The organism is Vibrio sp. 1288, from assembly GCF_033344475.1.
Genome location: NZ_JAWPOX010000589.1, coordinates 1 through 672, shown reverse-complemented (window position 1 = coordinate 672; position 672 = coordinate 1). Strand labels below are relative to the sequence as shown.

Sequence of the window (672 nt, the reverse complement as noted above, 5' to 3'; positions counted from 1 at the left end):
ATCTCAAACAGTTGGAATAGTTGTAGATGCAAACACGTCTTTGGTCTAACCGGCGAACTCGGCCAAAACGACCACCAGCCAATGCCATGTAGATCAAACAAAAAGCCAGCGAGAGCTTCGCTGGCTTTGACATCATACTTATGCGACTTCGAGTTCCGATTTTAGCTCTCTCTTTAAGATTTTACCCGTAGCACTCATCGGTAACTGTTCACGAATTTCGACAAACCTTGGGTATTTGAAATTGGCCAACTGCTCTCGCCCCCATAGTTGCAGCTCATCAGCTTCGACAAATTGATTCGGTTTTAATACCACGTAGGCTTTGATCTCTTCGCCATATTCTTGATGCGGAATACCTATCACGGCCACCATCGCTACCGCAGGATGCGTCATGAATACTTCTTCAATCTCACGAGGATACACATTGAAGCCACCTCGAATGATCAAGTCTTTCATCCTGTCGACAATAAACAGATTACCCGACTCATCAAATCGCCCGACGTCACCGGTATGGAACCAACCACTTTGCAACACCGATTCCGTCACTTCTGGGCGATCAAGATAACCTTTCATGACGTTGTGCCCGCGCACAATAATTTCTCCAGCCTCACCGACAGCGAGAGCATGGCCGTCAAGATCAACGACTTTCACCTCAACACCTTGAATCGGTTACCG

At 47.2% G+C, this 672-nt stretch carries 1 pseudogene; it reads right to left on the bottom strand.

From position 1 onward, the window contains the following. Positions 1-138: 138 nt before the first annotated feature. Positions 139-666: pseudogene (locus R8O11_RS28195) on the bottom strand (AMP-binding enzyme); the annotation flags it as partial. Positions 667-672: the final 6 nt, after the last annotated feature.